Below are 15,384 nucleotides of genomic sequence, written 5' to 3'. Positions count from 1 at the left end.
ACCCACTGCTGTGCGGCCGGTGTTGCCGCAGGTTGGAGGCGGTCTTGTTCGTCTTGTCCCCACAGCAGGCCGCCCCGGTGAGCGACGGCTACTTAAGGCCGCTTCCGGGGGGCTTCTCCCTCTACATCAACGCCAGTGCCGAACGGCTGCGGATGGTGCGGGCGCTGGCGGCGCAGACGCTTCGCGAGGCGGGGGCGGATGCGGAGACGCGGGAGAACGTCCTGCTGGTCGCCTCCGAGCTGATCGGGAACTGTGTGCGGGTGTGCGGCGACGGGGTTCCGGTGGTTATCGACATCGAGGCCGGTCCCGCCGGAGTGTGGGTGAGGGTCCACGACCCCGAGGCCGACCGGCTGCCGCAGTCCGCCCATGTCGCTCTGGACGATCCGGAGGCGGAGTCCGGGCGGGGCCTTGGCCTGGTGGACCTCCTGGCGCCCGGCTGGCGGGTGGTGGCTACCCCGCTGGGGAAGCAGATCGTGTGCCACCTGCCCTACGCACCAGGAGGTCGGTGTGTCTGACTCCTCCGCCAGCGCGATGCCGTTCCGGGTGGAGTACCGCGAGGACAGCGGCGAAGTCGTGGTGTGGATGACCTTTGGTGCCGGGCCGAAGCAGACCATGCGGCGCAAGGTCTTCACTTCCCTGGAAGCACTAGTCGTCGCCGTCACCGAACACCGGTGGGAGGCGTATCTGCAAAGCAGCCTGGCCCGCGAGCTCACCCAGGCCGCCGTCGATCACCTCGGCGCGAACCCACAGCGCCTTCAGCAGGCGGTGCTGGCCCTTTCCGACCCGGCCAGCACCGTGCCGCTCGGCGAGCTGCTGTACGGCCCCGGGCGCCGCCCGGCCCCGCCGGACGACACCGCTTCGTCCTGAACAAGCGCTCCCCCCGGGGCTGGTGAGGGGCGAGGTGCTCAGTCGAGTGCCCTGCTCCTTCCCGGTCACCGGGGGCGTGCACACCACAGTCATTACCGTCCGTTGTTAAGGGAGCACGCCTCATGCCCCTCATTCGTTCCACGCCCGCGTCCAGCTCTGCCGCGTCCGGCCCCGGCTCCGTCGTGATCCTCGGTGGAGGACCCTGCGGCCTGGCCTGCGCTGACGAGCTGACCCGCCTCGGCCACGACGACTGGGTCCTGCTGGAAGCCGCCGCCGCATGCGGCGGCTTGGCGTCCTCGGTCACCGACCCGGCCGGTTTCACCTGGGACCTGGGCGGGCACGTGGTGTTCTCCCACTTCGGGGAGTTCGACCGGCTGCTGGCCGAGCTGTTCACGCCGGGCGAGCTGCTGCACCATGACCGCTCGTCGTTCATCCGCTTCCGCGACCGGTGGGTGCCCTACCCCTTCCAGCAGCACCTGCACCCCCTGCCCGAGCCGGACGCCCACGCCTGCCTGCGCGACCTGCTGGACGCCACCTGCCGCCCGCCCTCCCTGTCGCCCAGCGCCGACTTCGCCACCTGGCTGGACGCCACCTACGGCGCCGCCCTGGTGGACCGCTTCTTCGCCCCCTACAACACGAAGGTGTGGGCCACACCGCTTCAGGACATGGCCAGCGGCTGGGTAGCCGAGCGCGTCGCCCCGATCGACCCCGACGAGGTCCTGGCCGCATTCTCCGGCACCACCCGGCCGGAAGGACGGTGGGGCCCGAACGCCACCTTCGCCTTCCCCGCCCGTGGCGGCACCGGCGCGATCTGGCAGCGCCTGGCCTCCCGTCTCGGCGGCCGGGTCCGTACTGGTGCCCGTGTGCAGGCCATCGACGAGGCCACCCGGAGGGTGGTCCTTGGCGACGGACGGCGGATCGGCTACCGGCACCTGGTGGCCACCACACCGCTGGACCAGCTGACCGCGATGACCACCGGGGCACCGACCCGTGTGCGGGCAGCGGCCCGGAGGCTTCGCCACACGACCGTGGCCATGGTCGGCCTGGGCTTCGCCTCCCCCACCACTGACGAGCGCTCCTGGCTGTACTTCCCACAACCGGACGTGCCTTTCTACCGGGCGACGAACTTCTCCAAGTACGCCCCGGCCAACGTCCCCGGTGCCGCCACCGACCGGTTCAGCGGGTGGATGACCGAAACGGCTCTCCGGCCGGGCACGCAGATCGACGTGGCCGAGCTGATCCGCTGCTGCGAGCGGGGGCTGCGCGGCTGCGGCCTCGTCCCCGACGGCGCGGAGGCCGTCAGCGCGCATGTGGAGATGATCCCCTACGCCTACCCGGTGCCCACCGTCGAGCGTGACACGGTGCTGGCCCAGGTAGTGCCGTGGCTGGAGGAGCGGGGCATCTTCCCCCGGGGCCGGTTCGGGAGTTGGCGGTACGAGATCGGGAACATGGACCACGCGGTGAAGATGGGTATCGACATCGCCCGCCGCCTGGTCACCGGCGCCCCCGAGGAACTCACCGCCCTGCCGGCCGTATCCGCCCCGGCGGCGAAGGCGGCGGGCCTGTGAGCGCGGCCAGCGCCTGCGGGGTGGTGCCGTTCGCCGGGCACGGGTTCACCGTGAAGGCCGACCCCGGCTTCCGGGTCCACCAGATGGTCCACCTGCTCAACTTCTCCCCCGAGTTGGCCCCGGCCCCCACCTGCCCCTGTGGACGCCCCACCACGATCCGGGTCCACCACAGCCAGGAGCTGTTCCGCGACCGCATGATGCGCCTGGCCCCTCTGCCCGCCCGGCCCCTCACCCCGTTCCGCGGGGAGAGGTATGTGCAGCAGGCGGTAGGCGAGGTGACCTGGTGGCGGCCCGCCCCCGGCTCGGGCCTGCCCGCCGACCACATGTTCGCCCGCGAGGCGCGCGGTCGGCTGCACATCGTGCTGGATGCCGGAGCCGACCGCGGTGAGCGCTACCTGCTGCGGATGATCCGCGAAGTCGCGATGCGCTGCGCGGAGAGCCGCGGCTGGGCCCTGTTTCACGCCTCGGCCGCGGCCGTAGGCGGTCACGGCGTGCTGGTCGCCGGACCTTCCGGCGCGGGCAAGACCACCGTGCTCACCGCGCTGGCCGCCCGCTGCCGGGCCGACCTGATCGCCTCCGACCGGGCCGCCGTGACTGGCGGCGCCGCCTCGGTCGTCGGCATCCCGCTCTCGGTCCGCATCGCCGGCGGCACCCTGGCCGCGCTCGGCCCCGGCTACGGCCTGCCGCCGCACCGGAGACCGCCGGGAGTGTTCGGCAGCCCGCGCAAGGTCTCCTGCACCCCGCAGGACTTCGCCCACGCCTTCGGCGCACGGGTACGGGAGGAGGCCCCGTTGCGGCTGATCGTCCTGCCCCGCCTCACCAACGACGATCACGAGATCAGGATCAGCTTTCCCGCCGCCGAGGCCACAGCCGCGCTGGCTTCGGTCTGCTGCACCCCCGATGACGAGGACTGGCTGACCCCCTGGTTCGCCAGGCGCACCCGCCCGGTGGGGGAACTGCGCCACCGGGCCGGCGCTCTCATCGACCGGCTGGTCACGCGCGCCCCGGTGATGGCGCTGACCGCTGGAGTGCACACCCCACACCTGCTGGAACGCGTCGCCGACGCCATCGCGAGGAGGCTGCCATGACGCCCCGGCGGATCGCCCTCGTGGGACCGGTCGCGGCAGGCAAGTCCACCCTCGCCGCGGCGATCGCCGCCCACACCGGTCTGCCCCATCTCGACCTCGACGCCCTCTTCTGGACACCGAACTGGACCCCGGCCCCGGCCGCGGCCTTCCGCACGCGAGTCCGGCAGGCCCTCGCCCAGGAGGAGTGGATCGCGGACGGCAACTACGGCGGCGACATCGCCGAGAACTGCTTCACCGCGCCGAGCTGACGATCTGGCTCGACCTGCCCTTACGCATCTGCCTGCCCCGCCTGGTGCGCCGCTCCCTGCGGCGGGCCGCAACCGGTGAGGAACTCTTCGGCGGGAACCGGGAAACCTACGGCCACCTCCTGGCCCGCGACTCGATCCTGTGGTGGGGCCCAGCCCACCACCGCCGCCACCGCGCCCGCTGGGCCACCCGCCTGATCCCCAGCGCGGGCGGAACCCCGGTGGTGCGCCTGAACCGGCCCGCGGCCATCGCCCCGCGCCTGCGGGCACTTGATCTCCTCCCCGCAGAAGGGCGGTGACGGATATGCGTGTGACCGCCTCCGTCGTCCGGGTCCCCTGGCACACCGACCACGGCGGCTACGACCGCCTGCTGGCCTTCCTGCCCGAGGCCCAGCCCGTGATCACCCCGCCCGCCGGGCGTCTGGCCCGGCGGGCCGCCGCTACAGCCCACCGGGCGATCGGCCGGCGGTGCCCGCTGCCGTTCTACCCACCCGAGCACTTCGCCACCGACTGGCGTATCCGCGCCGCCCGCGGCCCGGCCCACGTCCTCTACGGGGACGAGCAGTTCTGGTTCTCCCGCCGCCGCACAGCCCCAACGGCCGTCACCTACCACCAGCCGCCCGCCCAGCTCCAGCAGCTCCTCCCGCACGGCCTCTGGAAGGACCTCGCCCCCAGGGCCGATCGCGTCATCACCCTCGACCCCTACCAGCGCGAGTTCTTCACCCGCTACCTGCCGCCCGAGCGCGTGCACCTGGTGCCCCACGGCATCGACACCCACGCCTTCACCCCCGCCCCCTCCCCACCAGCAGGCCCGCCCCTGGTGCTGACCGTGGGCTGGTGGCTACGGGACTGGAACGTCCTGGACGCCGTCCACGCCCGGCTCCACCACCGCTACGGACGCGACGTCGAACTCACCGTGGTCACCCGTCAGGCTGGCTCCCGGTCCTGGCCGCCAGCCACCCGCATCCTCCAGGGCATCACCGAGGAGGAACTGATCGGCCTGTATCGGCGAGCGGCAGTGGTGCTGCTGCCGCTGACCGGTGCGACCGCCAACAACGCCCTCCTCGAAGCCCTCGCCTGCGGTACCCCGGTGGTCGCCTCCGCCGTCGGCGGCATCCCCGCTTACGCCGGAATCGGCCCCGGCTGCCTCCTCGTCCCGCCCGGCGACCCGGCGGCGGCCACCGAGGCGGTAGAGAAGGTGATCTCGGAGGCCGGAAGCTCCGCCCACGCCATCCGGCGGGCTGCCGCCCGCGACCGTGCCGAGCACTTCGCCTGGCCCCACATCGCCGACCAGACCCGGCACGTTTACCAACTCCTCGCGGAGGACTGAATGGCCGATCTGTGGTTCACCCTCGCCGTTCCCACGCTGCTGGTGGCGCTCCTGGCCCGCGCCTGCTGGGCGATGGCCGCCACCGAGCTGTGCGCCCGCTGGCTCCTGAGCAACTCTCGCCCTTCCCGCGCTGAAGCCGGAGAGGAGGCGCCGTGGCTGGTGGTGCTGTTGCCGATGCTGCGTGAACAGGCCGTCGCCCCGGAGACGATCGCCGCGTTCACCGCCCTGCCCTACCCGAAGGGACGGGCCGCGGTGGTGGTCATCACCACCGAGCGCGAACGCACTGCCCGGGAGCGAGCCCGAACCCGCCTTCCGGACCTGGCAGCGGCCCGTCCGCTGCGGCCCGCGCGGCTGGGTGGCCTGTTTCCCGCCGCCCGCTGCGAGCCCGTGGCCCACGCCGTCAACGCCGCCCCGCCAAAGGAGCGGCTGGCCCTCCTGATCCGCCTGTTCGACGCCGAGGCCACCACCGCCCAGGTCGTGGCCGACGCCACCGCCCGTCTTCCGGAGAGCTCGCTGCGGCTGGTGCACCTGCATCAGCCGGCCACCCCCGGCCGGAAGGCCGGACAGCTCAACTTCGCCCTCGACCGCATCGGCGCAGTGCTCGGCCCGCTCGGCTGGGATCAGGACCGGGACGAGGACCACACGTTCGTCGCCGTCTACGACGCCGACGCCGTCCCCGACAGGGATACCCTGGCTGCCTTCGCCGACACCGCCCAGGCACACCGCGAGCGCACCGGACAGTTCCCGGCCCTCATCCAGCAGCAGCGCCTGCCGCTGGCCGCCCGCCGCCGCTTCTCCTCCGGCCCTGGTGGACTCTTGCTGGCCGGGGAGTGGATCTACCAGCTGCGCCGGTCGCTGGGCATCGAGCTGGCTCGCGTCCGCCTCCACCAGCAGCTGACGGTCTGGCGGGCCCCGGAGATGGTGAAGATGTGGCTGCGGCCTATGGTCTACGCGGTCGGCTGCGGCATGGCCGTCCACCTCACCGCCCTGCGCGCCGTCGGCGGTTTCCCCGAACCGATGGAAGACCTCGGCACGGGCCACCGCCTCTCCCTGGCCGGAGCCGCGCTCGCCCCCAGCTCCGCCACCGTGCTCGACGAGCCCTACACCGTCCCGGGCGGGCTCACCAACCTCCACGCCCTGGCCTTCACCGCCTCCGCCCGCCCCGACCGCCATCTCAAGGCCATCACTCACCTCCCTCGCGGCCTGCCCCGCCCTTCCCAGTGGGCTTTGGTGGCCCGCGAATACGCGGACCAGGCCGCCTGGCTCCTCGGCGCCCCGCTGACCGCCGCCGCAGTTCTGTCCTCCCCCTGGGCCGGGCCGTGGTGGACTGCCCTGGCGGCTGCCGGGGTACTGCTGCACGGCCCCGCTCTCACCGCCCGGCTCCTGACCCTGGCCCCGGCCCTGCATGGCACCGTGCACCCGCCAGGCACAGCCGCGCCGAGCCCGCCGGAACTCTCCCCCGCACGGCGGGCCCTGCTGGTGGCGGCCAGCCCGCTCCAGCCGTTCATCCGACTGGCCGGGCCCTGGCGGATGATCTTCCGTCGCATGGCCCGCCGGCCCCACGGTTTCGGCAAGACTGAACGCTGACCCGACATCCACCGCACGCCGACTGGGAGCCCGCTGTGACAACTCCTGTGATCCGCACCGCCGCCAAGGCCATCGTCGTCCACGACGGCCGCATCCTGCTCCAGCGCGCGACCTGGGACGGCCGCGAGTGCTACTTCCTGCCCGGCGGCGGCCAGCACCCCGGCGAGGCACTCGCCGACACCGTCCGCCGGGAAGTCGAAGAAGAGACCGGCCTTGACGTGCGAGTGGAGCGGATGCTGTGGCTGCGCGAGTACATCGGCGCCCACCACGGCGGCGACCCGGCCGACCACCGCATCGAAGCCGTCTTCGCCTGCACCCCCCTCAGCGACCCCCACCAGCTCGGCGGCCACGCCGCCGACGACCTACAGACCGGCCTGGAATGGGTGCCCCTGGACAAGGCCCCCTCCCTCAACCTGCTCCCGCACACCCTGCGCCAGCCGATCGCCAACCTCGCCACCGGCCACCCCGAAACCGCCTACCTCGGCGACGTCGCCTGACAGGTTGAGGGCCATGGCTGGCATCGACGGACGTATTCCGCCCGGCGCGGCCGAGATCACCACGGGGCAGGCCAACCGCGTCTGGTACGTCCCCGGCCCGCCCAGGCCGTACATCCTCAAGCACTACCGCGATCCCGCCCGGGCCGCGAACGAGGCCGCCGCCCTCACCCTCCTCGCCAGGTACGGCGCTCCCGCTCCCCGGCTGCTCACCGCCAACCTCCGGGTACGGCCGGCGTGGACCGCGCAAAGCGCGGTCCACGCCACCCCGATACCCGCCGCCCGCCTCACAGGCGCCCTGCCCACTGTGCTGCGCGCCGTCCACGCCATCCCCGGCAGCCACGCCGGGCGCCTCTCCGGCGCCACCAAGCACAGCACCTGGCCGGGTTACCTCCACAGCCGCTTGGAGGCGTACACGAATGCGGCCCCCGATCTCACCCCAGCCGCCAAGGCACTCCGCCCACGGCTGGAGACGGCCGGGCTGGAAACGCTCCAGCCGCGCCTGCTCCACCACGACCTCCAGCCTGGCCACCTGATGCAAGGCGCCGACGGCACCGAGGTGCTCATCGACTGGGAGCTGGCCGCTTTCGGCGATCCCCTCTCCGACCTCGCCCGCCTCGCCGTCCGCCTGCGCCACCCCGGCCCCGGAACGGTCCTCTCTCTGAACGGCCCCCCAGACCTCGCCGTGCGGGACCGTCTGGACCTGTACTGGCGCATCCACCTGCTGGCAGACGCCGCCTTCGCCACCGACACTGCCGTGCGGGCACACGCCCGTGCCCTTCTCTCCGCCCGTGGCGGGCATAGATCATGAGCAGAGCGTGACTGCCACCCCATCATCTTCTGGGAGAGGCAGTAGCCGACGAGCGGCACCGAACGACACGGGCAGCGAGATCCGCCTTCAGCACGCTCCAGAGCAGGGGGAGCAGACGCCGACTGGCGCCGGGAAGTACGTTCTCGACGAAACCCTTGGGAAACCACCCGACGCCCAGCGGTTGCCTCACCTGTTCCAGGAGTTCGCGTGCGGTCCGTTCCGGAGCGGACGAGAACAGGATCTGCGCGACCACGCGGAGCTCGGCGGCAGTCGTCACCGCATCCCCGACGCCCCGCCTGCGGAGCCGGATCGGTCCCAAGTCCTCTGCGTGGTGGGGCTGAAGGAATCCCGTGGAGTTACGACGAAGGTCCTCCCTGTCTGCACCTCCGGCTGGAAAGCAGTCGCGCAGTACGGCGTCTGGGGTGTCGAAGACCCTCACACCGCAGGCACGGACCAGCTGCCACACCACACGGACATCCTGATCCTGCTCCCGTCGGGCGAACTGCTGGACCAAGCGGTCATGGAGCCGCGGAAGCAGGGGATCGGTGACGGTGGGCTGCTTACACGCCCACAGGAGCTGACCGCACCTCCCGCTGCGCTTGCGTGCTGTGGTGTTCAGGTTGTCCATGAGCTCGCAGCACCGGCCCCGCGCCCGGCTGAGAAGCCGAACGGGGGCAAAGGGCGACAGGCAGGCGGGGCACACGCTGACCAGGTAGCGCTGGTGCAGCGGGCACATCACCGCCCATGGCTCCCCCCACCACAACGGCCAGCGCCCCGGCGGGAGCAGGCAGGACGGGCAGAACGCCGTCAACTGCTTCAGGCGGTTCACAAGGCGGGGCCGGGGAGGAGGCACCTGGCCGGGGACTACGTCCTCGAAGATCATCGCCTCCAACGCCCTGCGGTCAAGCCCGGTGGCCTTCTCCACAGCACAAGCCTGGGAGACGGTCATCCGGGAGGTGACCATGCCCAGCTGCCAGGCATGGGACGTCGCCGATTCCAGCCCGAGGGCACGCATCGCCTCCCCACGGGGGATGTCCAACTCAGCGGCCAGGTGATCAACCCAGCTGAACAGCGATTCCCCGGGCAGGGGCGAGGGCACGGCTGGCAGACGACGCGGCGCCGGAGCCAGGCGGCCTGGACTGGCCAGTGCGGGCGGATTCGGGGACGGCGGCGGATCGCTGGTCACGGGGTGGACCGTAGCGGCGGGCGTCAGTCGTCGGTGAACAGCCGGTGGACCTCCACCCCGAGGACATCGGCGATCGCGTGGACGCGGTCCACGGAGATGCTGTGCCGGCCGTTCTCCACCTCGACGTAGAACGACCGGTCCAGCCCGGCCCGCTTGGCCAGCGCCGTCTGGGACAGCCCGGCCCGCTCACGCAGTGTCCGCAGCCTGCTGCCGAAGACCTGCCGCTGGTCGCCGGCGCCCGTACCTGAATTGGAGTTCTCCACACCCAGCAACGTAGTACAGTCCTAGCCTGTAGGAAATTTCCTACAGGCTAGGGGGTGGGTGGAGGCATGCAGGTCAACGCGGCAGTGAGCCCGGCGGCTCCCATTCCACTACCGTCGGTGCCGCCACAGGACACCGCTGCGAAGCGCGGGGGCAGCCGGGTGCGGACGCTGCCCGGCGGTCTCCCCCGGCGGCTTCCGGCAGTGCTGCGGCCAGCGGTTGGTGAGGCGTTCGCCTCCTGGATCGACCGCCTGGCCTGGCAGATAGGCATCGCGCCTGGGGACGCCGTCCGGGTACTCGGACTGGAATGCCGCCAGGTCCGGTCTGCGACCCGGCCGTTGTTCTTCGGGATCGCGCTGACCGAGACCAGCGCCCATAGGGCGAGCGTGGCCACCGGACTGACAGCCGGTGAGCTGGCGGGCATGCAGCTGGCCGCGTTCGACGGCGGCGCCTTGGACTTCACCGGGCTCGACCTGACCTCGGAGCGATCGGTGACGCCGCTGGTCCACCGCGAATGGGCGCTGTTCACCGGCAGCCGGGCCTGCCCGCGCTGCCTGGTGGAGACGCCGGTGTGGCCGCTGTGGTGGCGACTGGGCACCGCGGCGGTCTGCCCGCGCCACCGGGTTCTGCTCATCGACTCCTGTCCCGGGTGCGGCATCCGGCTCCGTGGCGGATATGCCAGACGTGGCCGGGGCCTGATCTCCCGCGCCCTCGGCGTGGACCCGGGCCGCTGCAACAACCACGTCCGCCCCGAGTCAGGCGGCACGAGTCGGCTGTGTGATCAGTTGCTGGGCGATCTGCCCTCCGTGGCGGTGCCCGATGCGCTCGTCGAGGCCCAGCGCGGGGCCCTCCGCGCCGCCGACGGCAAACCGAGGCCGGTGGCCGGACAGGCGGTGGACGCGGCCGAGTGGTTCGGCTGGCTGCGGTTCGCGTGCGCTCTGGTCCGCTTCGCCGCTCCCGCCCAGGACACCCCGGCCCTGGCTGGGCTCACCGACCAGGTCACCGCGGCGTTCGCCGCCTACCAGCAGCGGCAGGAGCCCGGGGTCCAGGAGGACCGCGGCGGATTGCGGACCCGCGTGCAGCAGAGCCCGCCGACAGCCGCACACGCCGCTGCTCTGCTGGCGATCACCCAGCCCTTGCTGGTCTCGCCCACCGTAAGCAAGGTCAGCCAGTGGCTGGGGTCTTGGTTGGATGCCGCCGGTCAAGTGCGGCAGGCCAACCCGTACAAGACAGACCCGCTGCGGCTGGTGCCCCGGCCCGAGCGGCTGGAGACGCTGATCGCACCGCTGCGTTCCAGCCCGTACCGGGTCTCCGGAGCCCTGCGTGCCCGCCCCGGCCTGGCCGGAGTGCGCCCGGCGAACATCCCGCACCTGCTCGACCACGGCGACTATCAGGACCTGATCGCCTCTCATCTGCCGGGCACCGCGCCACTCACCGGGCGGCGCCTGGCTGCGCTCGCGCTGGCCCGCCTCACCGGGGCGGGCAGCTGGGCGGAGGCCGCGGCGGTACTGGGCATGGACGCGGCCGTGGCCGCGCGGATCTACGGTGCCGTCGTCAAGCGCGTCCCCGGCCCGGATGCCTTCTGGGATGCCGTGCGCGAGGCCGGAGCGCGGATGCGGAGTCGCGGCCTGGTCGACTACGCCGCCCGCCGGGCCGCCCTGGCCAACCTGACCGAGGTTCCCCACGCGGTGCTGTTCCCGGTGTGCCACCGGCTGGGCCGCCCTGTCACTCCCCAGCGGCGCCGGCACGCCGCCGCATGGCTGTGGCAGCACCTCACCAGCGGCGACATCCGTGAGGCCCCGGCCTACGCCTCCAACTGGCCCGGCGCCACCACCGCATCGATCCGCGACGGCGCCCGCCGCTTCGCCGCCTGGATACCCACCTCCGTCGCCCAGGCCCTGACCGCCTGGGGCGATCACCTGCTCACGGAAGGATCAGCATGAGCACCCGAACACGCCCCCGCACGCTACGGCCCCTGCGCTACGGCGCAGGGACCCTGTGCGTGCGGTACTACGACGCGGACGGCACGGAGCACCTCGTCGCCGCGCAGAACGCCAGCGCCGTGGACTTCGCCTCCTGCACGCCCGCCCGCGACATCCCCTCCTACGTCGGTCAGCACCACACCCCGGGCCTGTACTGGTCGGCAAGCAGCGACCGGCACGTGGCCTACGAGAGCTTCCTGGAACTGAAGTGGATGAAGCTGCTGGACCACGACCCGCACGTGGCTCTCTTCACCAGCCAGCCCTTCACCCTGGAAGGTGCCGATGCCCACGGCCGGTGGCGGCACACGCCCGACCTGTTCGTGCGCCGCACTGACGGCTCGGTGCTCATCGTGGACGTGAAGAACCCGCTCAGCCTGTCCAAGCCGTCGGTCATCCAGCAGGCCGACCGCACCGCGGAAGCATGCCGTCGCATCGGGTGGGACTACCAGATGGTCGGGGACATAGCCCCGCAGCGGTGGGCGAACATCGAATGGCTCGCGGGATACCGGCGCCCTCTGCGGGCCTGCGCTCACCTGGCCGACCCGCTGCTGGCGCTCGCCGACCGGCCCGTGGCCGTCGGTGATCTCGTCAGCTTCCAGCCCGCTCCGGAACTGGCCCGCCCCGTCGTCTACCACCTGCTGTGGCACAACCGCCTCGCCTGCGACCTCGACCAGCCGCTGCGCGACCACACCCGCGTGTGGACTACCGGGAAGGGAGAGGCGTGAGCACCCGCTACCGCATCGCCGCCGAGGACTGGATCGAGTTCGAGGAAGAGCGCCACCAGGTCACCGGCACCGACGGCTCCCTGGTTCGGCTGCGCTCGGAGTCCGGGCACCGCCAGACCATCATGCTCAGCGAGCTGCTTTCCGACCCCAGCTTCCGCGCCCACACCACGCCGCCCGACCGCCCCGAGGCGGGCGGGCCCGCCCTCGACCCCGGCGGGGTGCTCGCCACTCTCCCCGACAAGGCCCGGCAGGCCGCGCTGGAGCTGGAGGCGCACCTGCTGGAGGCCTCCACCGGCTTCCGCTCCGGCGATCCGCTGGCCCCCGCCACTGGAGAGCCGCGGCCGGAGTATCACCCGGATCTCCTGCATACCCAGCGGGTTCAGAACAAGGCCGCCGAGCTCGACTACACCGAGCGCCGGATCTGGCAGCTGCTGGAGGACTATCAGCAGCAAGGACTGTGGGCGCTGGTCGACAAGCGCAAGGCCCGCATCCGCAACCCGCTCAAGAACATCGATCCACGCATCGTCCAGGCCATCCGTGAACAGGCCACCGCAGAGAAGATGGACAGCTCCTCCACCGTCGGCCTTCGCTTTCTGCGCCGGACCCAGAACCGCCTGGACGCCGACTACGGACCCGGAGAGGTACCGCTGCCCCAGCGGGACGTCTTCCGCCGTCTGGTCAAGCTGCTGCTGACCCGCAGCCCGTCCGACCCCGCCTACCAGCGCGCCTCGGACGCCAACCAGCCCGACCGGCACTTCGGCAACGTCATCGCCCACCGCCCCGGCCAGCTCGTCATGCTCGACACCACCCCGCTGGACGTCCTCGCCTTCGACCCGGGCACCAGCACCACCCACCGCATCGAACTCACGATCGCCCTCGACGTTGCCACTCGCTCCATCCTCGCCTGGCGCCTGACTCCAGAAGGCACCAAGGCCATCGACATCGGCCTGCTCCTGGCCGACGTCATGACCCCCGAGCCCATGCGGCCGGCCTGGGCGGACGCCCTGCGCTACTCCATGCTCCGCGTCCCCTACGAGCGTCTCCTCACCGTCGACGAACGCCTGGCCGAAGCCGCCGCCCGGCCCGTGATCTACCCCGATACCCTGCTCTACGACCACGGCAAGCCGTACAAGTCGGAGGTCGTACGCCGAGCCTGCCTGAAGTGGAAGATCGACCTCCAGGACGCCCGCAAACTCAAGCCCACCGACAAGCCCCACGTCGAACGGCTGTTCCGCCGCATCCGTGAACAGTTCTCCGAACACGTCGCCGGGTACAAAGGCTTCAACGTCGCCCACCGGGGCCGCACCGCCGAACAGCAAGCCCGCTGGACTCTCGATGAGATCACCGAATTCTTCGCCGAGTACGTCGTGGCCGTCTACCAGCGCCGGCACCACCAGGGCCTGACCCTCCACGGCTTCCCCGACCTGCACGTCTCCCCCAACGAGACGTACAGCATGGCCATCGGCGCCGCCGGCTACATCGACTGCCCCCGCGACCCGGACATGTACTACGAGCTACTGCCCGTCGCCAGCAACAACGGCCGCACCATCCAGCCCTACGGCGTCGAACTGAACGGCCTGACCTACAACGCCCCGGTGCTGTACGAGTTCCGCAACGCCACCTCGCCCTATCCCAGCGGTCTGTGGCCCATCCGATACGACCCGCGGAACCTCCTGCACGCCTACTTCTACAACCCCCGCGACACCACCTGGTACGTGCTGGAGTGGACCCACGCCCTCAGCGACATCCAGCCCTTCACCGACATCACGCTGCACGAAGCCAAGCGCCTCCTGACCACGCGCGGCCTCAGCCCCGCCGACCAGGACGAAGTCGCCCAGGCCCTGTGGGACCTGCAAAACCGCACCGACGCCCCGGAGACCTGGACCAAGACCGACCGCAAACGCGCCGCCCGCGACACCCACCGCGGCCAGGCCCAGGCCCGTGACCAGCAGCGTTCGGCCCCCGCCGTCACCGCCGAGCCGCCCCCGCTCAAATCCGTCCCCAGCCCGCCCACTGGGCCAGAGGACGAGGACGACCTCGACATCGACCTCTCCACCCTGACCGCGGCCCCGGTATGGCGGCCCTACACCCGCCAGCAGGAGACCGACTGATGAACTTCATCCACCCCGGGCTCGCGGAACCACGGACGAAGGAAGAATGGCGGGCCTACCTGGACGACATCCCTCCCGCCCGGCCCGACATGCCCACCTTCGCCGCCTACCAGCGCCTCTCCCGGAAAGAGAAGATCCTGCTGAACAAGGCCCGCGACGACTACCACAGCGCCCTGATCATCGTCCGCACCCCCACCATGGACAAGATCCACCACCAGGTCCGGCGCCGCATGCGCGTCAACGCCCGCCAGGCCGCCGGAGCCCGCCGCGGCATCGTCCTCGACGGCCCCGCCACCATCGGCAAATCCACCCTGGTCAAGATGCTCGCGTACGACTACGAACACGAGCTCCGCGAGGCTTACCCCGAGCGCTTCAGCGAGCAGTACATCGTCGAAGACCACATCGTCGACTACACCCCCGTCGTCTACCTCAGCATCGGCTCCCAGGCCACTCCAAAGGACCTGTCCACCGCACTGGCCGACTATCTCGCCCTGCCCTACCGCTCCGGCGCCACCAAGTCCGCCATCACCCGCATCGTCCTGGAACACATGCGGCTGTGCGGAGTCGAGCTGGTCATCATCGACGACGCTCACTTCATGGACCTCTCCCTCCAAGAGGGCAAGGTCGTCAACGACCACCTCAAGTACATCGCCAACCACACCGCCGCCACCTTCGTCTACACCGGAGTCGACCTCAAGCGCTCCGGTCTCTTCCTCGAAGGCACTGGCAGCACCCGAGCCAACCAGACCGCCGGCCGCAACACCCTCATCAGGATGACGAACTACACCATCAAGACCCGCGAACAGCGCGCCGAATGGCTGACCGTCCTCCTCTCCCTCGACGAACACCTGGCCCTCTACCACCACAAGCCCCACACCCTGCCCCGGCTGTACCAGTACCTCTACGACCGCACGGAAGGCAGCATCTGCGCCCTGTCCGACCTCATCCGCGAAGCCGCAATCGAAGCCGTCATGACCGGCGAAGAAGCCATCACCAAAGACGTACTCGACCGCATCGACATCAGCGAACTCGCGCAAGCCCGCTACGAGAAGACCAAAGCCAGCCCGTCAAGAGGGCGCCGGACCAAACGGACGTCCGACCAGGTAGAAGCGGGCTGACCCACCACCGG

At 71.3% G+C, this 15,384-nt stretch carries 16 protein-coding genes; 14 read left to right on the top strand and 2 right to left on the bottom strand.

The annotated features are described in order from the left end of the window. Window positions 1-44 precede the first annotated feature (44 nt). The 10 genes from BM242_RS16345 (at window position 45) to BM242_RS16305 (ending at window position 7,990) form a co-directional block, all read left to right on the top strand. Window positions 45-515 (top strand): ATP-binding protein, encoded by a 471-nt coding sequence (locus tag BM242_RS16345; RefSeq protein WP_139238346.1) that lies wholly within the window; start codon window positions 45-47, stop codon window positions 513-515. Further along, window positions 508-867, top strand: a complete 360-nt coding sequence (locus tag BM242_RS29460; protein WP_093839567.1) for a hypothetical protein — start codon at window positions 508-510, stop codon at window positions 865-867. The genes BM242_RS16345 and BM242_RS29460 overlap by 8 nt, the downstream gene beginning before the upstream one ends. A gap of 122 nt (window positions 868-989) precedes the next feature. Further along, the gene (locus BM242_RS16335) at window positions 990-2,435 is read left to right on the top strand and encodes a protoporphyrinogen/coproporphyrinogen oxidase (RefSeq protein WP_093839566.1); all 1,446 of its coding nucleotides are present in this window, start codon (window positions 990-992) and stop codon (window positions 2,433-2,435) included. Continuing rightward, on the top strand, window positions 2,432-3,523 hold the full coding sequence (locus tag BM242_RS16330) for a hypothetical protein (RefSeq protein ID WP_093839565.1): 1,092 nt from the start codon (window positions 2,432-2,434) through the stop codon (window positions 3,521-3,523). The genes BM242_RS16335 and BM242_RS16330 overlap by 4 nt, the downstream gene beginning before the upstream one ends. Continuing rightward, window positions 3,520-3,771, top strand: a complete 252-nt coding sequence (locus BM242_RS30310; RefSeq protein WP_245834156.1) for a P-loop NTPase family protein — start codon at window positions 3,520-3,522, stop codon at window positions 3,769-3,771. The genes BM242_RS16330 and BM242_RS30310 overlap by 4 nt, the downstream gene beginning before the upstream one ends. A 44-nt stretch (window positions 3,772-3,815) precedes the next feature. After that, window positions 3,816-4,067, top strand: coding sequence for a hypothetical protein (locus BM242_RS30305; RefSeq protein ID WP_245834154.1), 252 nt, complete (start codon window positions 3,816-3,818; stop codon window positions 4,065-4,067). Window positions 4,068-4,078: 11 nt separating this feature from the next. Next, window positions 4,079-5,098 (top strand): glycosyltransferase family 4 protein, encoded by a 1,020-nt coding sequence (locus BM242_RS16320; protein WP_175541447.1) that lies wholly within the window; start codon window positions 4,079-4,081, stop codon window positions 5,096-5,098. After that, the gene (locus BM242_RS16315; protein ID WP_093839563.1) at window positions 5,099-6,685 is read left to right on the top strand and encodes a hypothetical protein; all 1,587 of its coding nucleotides are present in this window, start codon (window positions 5,099-5,101) and stop codon (window positions 6,683-6,685) included. 35 nt (window positions 6,686-6,720) lie between these two features. Then, a complete protein-coding gene (locus tag BM242_RS16310) occupies window positions 6,721-7,182 on the top strand; it encodes an NUDIX domain-containing protein (RefSeq protein ID WP_175541446.1) in 462 nt (153 codons plus the stop codon). A gap of 13 nt (window positions 7,183-7,195) precedes the next feature. Continuing rightward, window positions 7,196-7,990 carry a phosphotransferase family protein gene (locus tag BM242_RS16305; protein WP_093839561.1) on the top strand — a complete coding sequence of 265 codons (795 nt, stop codon included), beginning with the start codon at window positions 7,196-7,198 and terminating at the stop codon, window positions 7,988-7,990. A 22-nt stretch (window positions 7,991-8,012) separates the two neighbouring features. Here the strand turns inward: BM242_RS16305 and BM242_RS16300 are convergent, their stop codons facing one another. Both BM242_RS16300 and BM242_RS16295 read right to left on the bottom strand, forming a co-directional pair. Further along, window positions 8,013-9,176 carry a TniQ family protein gene (locus BM242_RS16300; protein ID WP_175541445.1) on the bottom strand — a complete coding sequence of 388 codons (1,164 nt, stop codon included), beginning with the start codon at window positions 9,174-9,176 and terminating at the stop codon, window positions 8,013-8,015. A gap of 23 nt (window positions 9,177-9,199) precedes the next feature. Further along, on the bottom strand, window positions 9,200-9,439 hold the full coding sequence (locus BM242_RS16295) for a helix-turn-helix domain-containing protein (protein ID WP_175541444.1): 240 nt from the start codon (window positions 9,437-9,439) through the stop codon (window positions 9,200-9,202). 201 nt (window positions 9,440-9,640) lie between these two features. On the opposite strand from BM242_RS16295, the gene BM242_RS16290 reads away from it, so the two are divergent. From BM242_RS16290 to BM242_RS16275, 4 genes are read left to right on the top strand one after another with little or no spacing between them, the layout of a single operon-like run. After that, a complete protein-coding gene (locus BM242_RS16290) occupies window positions 9,641-11,380 on the top strand; it encodes a TniQ family protein (protein ID WP_175541443.1) in 1,740 nt (579 codons plus the stop codon). After that, complete coding sequence (locus BM242_RS16285; protein WP_093839557.1) at window positions 11,377-12,144, top strand: TnsA-like heteromeric transposase endonuclease subunit; 768 nt, start codon at window positions 11,377-11,379, stop codon at window positions 12,142-12,144. Before BM242_RS16290 ends, BM242_RS16285 begins: the two co-directional genes overlap by 4 nt. Beyond that, window positions 12,141-14,255, top strand: coding sequence for a Mu transposase C-terminal domain-containing protein (locus BM242_RS16280; RefSeq protein ID WP_093839556.1), 2,115 nt, complete (start codon window positions 12,141-12,143; stop codon window positions 14,253-14,255). The genes BM242_RS16285 and BM242_RS16280 overlap by 4 nt, the downstream gene beginning before the upstream one ends. After that, window positions 14,255-15,373, top strand: a complete 1,119-nt coding sequence (locus BM242_RS16275; protein ID WP_245834152.1) for a TniB family NTP-binding protein — start codon at window positions 14,255-14,257, stop codon at window positions 15,371-15,373. Before BM242_RS16280 ends, BM242_RS16275 begins: the two co-directional genes overlap by 1 nt. Window positions 15,374-15,384: the final 11 nt, after the last annotated feature.

The organism is Streptomyces aidingensis (genome assembly GCF_900112355.1).
GTDB lineage: Bacteria > Actinomycetota > Actinomycetes > Streptomycetales > Streptomycetaceae > Streptomyces > Streptomyces aidingensis.
Note: the sequence above shows the minus strand (reverse complement) of the source record. Positions and strands in the feature narration are given on the sequence as shown.